Raw genomic sequence first — 6,000 nt, 5'->3', positions numbered from 1 at the left:
CGGGCGGGACCGACGAGGTCGCGCAGCAGCAGCGGTGCGGCCTCGGGGTCGGCGCGAAGGGCGGCCAGATCCAGGTGCATCGGAACCGCCGTGGCGGCAGGCGCCTCGACGGCGAGGTCGAGCAGCCGCAGCGCGTCCGGTGTGGACAGCGCGCCGACACCGGCGCGGGTGAGCCTGCCACGATCGGCGGAACCGAGATCGGCGGCCATCGAGTCGGCCTCGTCCCACAGTCCCCAGGCCAGGGCGGTGGTGGGCAGGCCGAGTCCGCGCCGGTGCCGGGCCAGTGCGTCGAGGTAGGCGTTGGCCGCGGCGTAGTTGGCCTGGCCCGCACCGCCGAACACGCCCGCGGCGCTGGAGAACACGGTGAACTCGGCCAGGTCGCAGCCTCGGGTCAGCTCGTGCAGATGGCCGACCGCGTCGACCTTGGGTGCGAAGACCCGGTCCACGCGCTCCGGGGTCAGCGCCCCCACCACGCCGTCGTCGAGCACGCCCGCGACGTGGACGACGGAGGTCAGCGGGTGCTCGGCGGGGATCGAGGCGAGCAACTCGGCCACGGCGGCCCGGTCGGTCAGGTCGCAGGCGACGACGCGGGCACCGAGCTCGGCCAGCTCGGTGGCCCGGGTCGCGGCGGGACCGCTGCGGCTGGCGAGCAGCAGGTGCCGGGCCCCCTGAGCGGCGAGGTGGCGCACGACACGGGCACCGAGAGCGCCGGTGGCACCGGTGACCAGAACGGTTCCTTCGGGGTCACGGGTGCGCGGCACGGTGAGCACGACCTTGCCGACGTGCTTGGCCTGGCTGACGAACCGGAACGCCGGGGAGGCCTCCCGCACGTCCCAGTGCCGGCGGGGCAGGTGGTGCAGAACGCCCGCCTCGAACAGGTCGACCAGCTCGGTGAGCATCTCGCCGATGCGCTCGGGCCCGGCCTCGATGAGGTCGAAGGACTGGTAGAGGACGTCCTCGGGGTCGCGCAGGTCCGTCTTGCCCATCTCCAGGAACCGCCCGCCGTCCCTGAGCAGGCCCAGAGAGGCGTCGATGAACTCGCCCGCCAGCGAGTTGAGCACCACGTCGACCGGGTCGAACCGGTCGGCGAAACCGAGATCACGGGACGACGCCAGGTGCTCGACACCCAGTTCGCGCACCGCATCCCACTTGGCGGGGCTGGCGGTGCCGTACACCTCGGCGCCCCAGTGGCGGGCCAGCTGCACGGCCGCCATCCCGACGCCGCCCGCGGCGGAGTGGATCAGGATGGACTCGCCCCGCCGCAGGTCGGCGAGGTCGCGCAGGGCGTAGTAGGCGGTGAGGAACACCAGCGGCACGGCGGCGGCGTCCTCGAACGACCAGTCCGCGGGAACCTCGGCGAGCATGCGGGCGTCGGCGACGGCGGTGGGGCCGAACGCCTCGGGCACCATGCCGAACACGCGCTGGCCGGGACGCAGCGCGGTGACGCCGGGCCCGACCTCGGTCACCACACCCGCGCCCTCGCTGCCCATGGGGACCTCGCCCGGGTACATGCCCAGCGCGAGGAGGACGTCGCGGAAGTTGACGCCCGCGGCTCGCATGGCCAGCCGCACCTCGTGCTCGGCCAGCGGCCGGTCTGCGGTGCCGGGCAGCGCGCGCACCGCGTCCACGGTGCGCTCCGCTCCTGCCGTGAGCCGCCAGGTGCCGTCGGCGGAGGGGGTGTCGGCGGCGCGGGTGAGGCGGGCGGCATGCGGGACGTCGTCACGGACGGCGATCTGCGGCTCCGTGATGGCCAGGCGGAGCACGTCGGCGGGCAACTCGGCGTCGGCGCGGTCGAGATCGACCAGGACGAGGCGGCCGGGGTTCTCCGACTGGGCGGAACGGACCAGACCGTGCACGGCGGCGCCGGGCAGGTGTGCCGCGTCGGGGGCGTCGAGCGTGGCACCGACGGTGAGGACGACCAGCCGCGTCTCGGCGAAGCGGTCGTCGGCCAGCCAGCGCTGCACCACCTCGAGTGCGGCGTGGGTGGCGGTGTGCGCGTCGGTGTGGCCGGTGACCGGCGCGACGACGACGTCGAGGACGCCGTCGGCTCCCGCGGCGGCGAGGTCGTCGAGGCTGTCGGCGACGGCGACCGGGGGGTGAGCCCCTGCGGACGTGGCGGGCACGGCACCGAGCCCGGCCCAGCGGACCGGGGTGTCACCCGAGGGGGCCGCGGCCGGGGTCCACGCCAACTGGAGCAGCACGGCATCCGTGGGAGCCGCGGCCTTGTCCGGGGCGCGCAGCGCGAGGCTGTCGACCGTGACGACGGGCGCGCCGGTCGGGTCGTCGGCGCGTAGCGAGATCGAGCCAGTGGGCGAGCGCCGCAGGGTCACCCGGAGTGCGTCGGCGCCGGTGGCGTGCAGGGCCACGCCACCGAACGCGAACGGCACTCCCCCGTCGCCGCCGTCGAGGGCGGCGGCGTGCAGGGCGGCGTCGAGCAGCGCGGGATGCAGGCCGTGCGCGGCGGCGTCGGTGTCGTCGGCGACGGCGACCTCGGCGTGCACGGCGCCGTCCGAGCACCAGGCGGACCGCAGGGCCTGGAAGACCGGGCCGTAGTCGAAGCCGCCCTCGGCGAGCTGTGTGTAGAAGCCGGTGAGATCCACCGGTTCGGCGTCTGCGGGTGGCCACTGCTCGGCCGGGTCGGGAGCCTCGGGCGGCGCGGGGGTCAGCACGCCGTCGGCGTGAGTGACCCACTCGACGGCCTCGCCGGCGGGCCGGGAGTGCACGACGACGGTGCGTGCGCCGCGTTCGTCCGGCGCCCCCACGCTGACCTGGAGCTCGACGGCGGCACCGTCGGCGGGCAGCACGAGCGGGGTGGCCAGCGCGACCTCGGCGACGTGCGGGCAGCCGACCTCGTCGCCGACATGCGCGGCGAGGTCGACATAGGCGGTCCCGGGCAGTAGTACCTGCCCGCCGATCCGGTGATCGGCCAGCCAGGGGTGAGTGCGGGTCGACAGGCGGGCGGTGAACACCCGCAGGTCGCTGCCCGCGACCGCGACGGACGCACCGAGCAGTGGGTGTCCGACGGCACCGAGGCCCGCCGCGCCCACCTCACCGCGCACGGCGAAGGCACGCGGCCAGAACCGCTCCCGCTGGAAGGGGTAGGTCGGCAGGCCGACATCGCGTGGCGCGACGCCGAGTACGCCCCAGTCGACGGGGAATCCCGCGACGTGCAGGGCGGCCAGTGCGGTGGTGACGGCGGCGGCCTCGGGGTGCCCGGCGCGCAGCAGCGGCGCGGCCACCGGTACCTCGATCGCCGCGAGTGCGGCCAGGCCGCCGTCGGGACCGAGTTCCAGCACGGCGGTCACGCCCGCGTCGCGCAGGCAGGTCAGCCCGTCGTGGAACCGGACGGCCTCACGGGCCTGGCGCACCCAGTACTCCGGTGACGTCAGCTCCGTGGCGATCGCGCCGGTGACGTTGGAGACGACGGGGATGCGGGGCTCGTGGAACGTCAGTCCCGACAGGACCTCGCGGAACCGGTCGAGGACCGGGTCGAGGTGCGCGGAGTGGAAGGCGTGGCTGACCCGGAGCTCACGGACCTTGCGTCCCTCGGCCCTGAAGTGCTCGACCACGTCGGCGACGGCGGTCACGTCTCCGGAGACGACCGTCGCGTGCGGACCGTTGACGGCGGCGATGCCCGCACCTGGGGGCAGGGCGGCCTCCACCTCTTCCTCGGTGGCGTCGAGGGAGGCCATCGCGCCCGGGGTGTCGATCGACTGCATCAGGCCGGCGCGGGCGGCGACGAGCGCCGCCGCGTCGGCCAGGTCGACGACACCGGCGACGTGCGCGGCGGCGACCTCGCCGATGGAGTGGCCGAGGAGCAGGTCCGGGACGACGCCGTGGAACTCGGCGAGCCGGTAGAGGGCGACCTGCTGCGCGAACAGCACCGGCTGGGTCCACTCGGTCCGGCCCAGCAGTTCGCCGTCGCCGGAGAGGGCCACCTCGCGCAGCGGCCGGGCGAGGTGGTCGTCGAGATGGGCGCAGACCTCGTCGAAGGCCGCGGCGAACACCGGGTCGTCGGCGTGGAGCTCGGCACCGGTACCGGGGTACTGGCTGCCCTGACCGGGGAACAGGAACGCCAGCCGCCCGGCCGTCGAGGCGTCCGCGGCCGAGATCGGGCCCTCGGCGAGGGTGTCGAGGTCGGTGTCGAGTGGCAGCGCGGCGCGGTGCTCGAAGTGAGCGCGGGTGGTGGCCAGCGCGTGCGCGACCCGGACTCGATCGAGGTCCGGGTCGGCGCGCAGGAGCGCGGCGAGGTCGGTCGCACGGGCGCGCAGCGCGTCCTCGGACCGGGCGGAGAGCAGAAAGGGGATCTCCCGCGTGCTTTCCGGTGCCGGGGTGGGCTCGCCCTGCTCCAGGACGACGTGGGCGTTCGTGCCGCTGATACCGAAGGACGACACGGCGGCCCGGCGCGGGCGCCCGGTGGCGGGCCACCGGGTGTGCTCGGTGGCCAGTGCCACCGAGCCCGCGGCCCAGTCGACGTGCTCACTGGGCGCGTCGATGTGCAGCGAGGCGGGAACCTCGGCGCGGCGCAGCGCCTCGATCGCCTTGATCACTCCGGCGACGCCTGCCGCGGCCTGGGTGTGGCCGAGGTTGGACTTGACCGAGCCGAGCAGCAGCGGGTGCTCGCGGTCCTGGCCGTAGGTGGCGAGCACCGCCTGCGCCTCGATCGGGTCGCCCAGCGCGGTGCCGGTGCCGTGCGCTTCGAGAACATCCACATCGGACGGAGACAGTCCGGCCGTCGCGAGGGCCTGGCGGATGACCCGCTGCTGTGAGGGACCGTTGGGGGCGGTCAGGCCGTTGGACGCACCGTCGGAGTTGACCGCCGAGCCACGCAGGACCGCGAGCACCGGGTGGCCGTGCCTGCGGGCGTCGGACAGGCGCTCGACGAGCAGGACGCCCGCGCCCTCGCCCCAGCCGGTGCCGTCGGCGGCGTCGGCGAACGGCTTGCACCGCCCGTCGGCGGCCAGGCCGCGCTGGCGCGAGAACTCGATGAACGCCGTTGGCGTGGACATCACGGTGGCGCCGCCCGCGAGCGCGAGGTCACACTCCCCCGACCGCAGCGCCTGCGCGGCCCAGTGCAGGGCCACAAGCGACGACGAGCACGCCGTGTCCACGGTGACCGCCGGGCCTTCGAGGCCGAAGGCGTAGGAGATCCGGCCGGAGATCACGCTGGCGGAGTTGCCGGTGGCCAGGTAGCCCTCGACGGCCTCCGTCGAGTGGCTCAGCAGGGTGGCGTAGTCCTGGCTGTTGGTACCGACGAACACACCGGTCGCGCTGCCGCGCAGGGTGTGTGCGTCGATGCCCGCGCGCTCCACGGCCTCCCAGGTGGTCTCCAGCAGCAACCGCTGCTGCGGGTCGGCGCTCAGCGCCTCGCGCGGGGAGATACCGAAGAAGGCGGCGTCGAAGTCGGCGACGCCGTCGAGGAAACCGCCCTCGGTGGCGTAACTGGTGCCGAGGGTGTAGGGGTCCTCGTCGAAGAGGGCGGAGGTGTCCCAGCCCCGGTCGTCGGGGAAGCCGCGCACCGCGTCCCGGCCCTGTGCCAGCAGCTCCCACAGCGCCTCGGGCGAGTCGGCGCCGCCCGGAAAACGGCAGGCCATCCCGACCACGGCGATGGGCTCGTCGGCGGTCTCGGCGCGGCGGACCTGGCGCGCCTCGCCGCCCCCGAGCAACGTCACGCGCAGGTGCTCCGCGGCCTCGGCGCAGCTGGGGTGGTCGAACACCAGGGTGGCCGGCAGCGCCAGACCGGTGGCGGCGACCAGCTGGTCCCGCAGTTCGACGGCGGTCAGCGAGTCGAATCCGAGTTCGCGGAACGCGGTGGTCGCCGGGACCTGGTCGGTGGAGGCGTGGCCGAGCACAGTGGCCGCGCGGGAGCGGACGAGGTCGGTCAGGCGTCGGCGGGCCTCGGCGTCGCTGAGCCCGGCGACGCGCTCGCGCAGGGCGTTGTCGACCGCGCTCGGTTCGGGTTCGGGTGCGACGCGGGCGAGTAGCGGACTGGGACGGCCC

1 protein-coding gene is annotated in these 6,000 nt (G+C 75.0%); it reads right to left on the bottom strand.

Going from position 1 to position 6,000, the window contains the following annotated elements:
* A partial coding sequence (locus tag SACPADRAFT_RS31870; RefSeq protein WP_007026124.1) for a type I polyketide synthase occupies positions 1 to 6,000 on the bottom strand: 6,000 nt, incomplete at both ends.

This window comes from Saccharomonospora iraqiensis subsp. paurometabolica YIM 90007, assembly GCF_000231035.2.
In the GTDB taxonomy this organism is placed as follows: Bacteria; Actinomycetota; Actinomycetes; order Mycobacteriales; family Pseudonocardiaceae; genus Saccharomonospora; species Saccharomonospora paurometabolica.
Note: the sequence above shows the minus strand (reverse complement) of the source record. Positions and strands in the feature narration are given on the sequence as shown.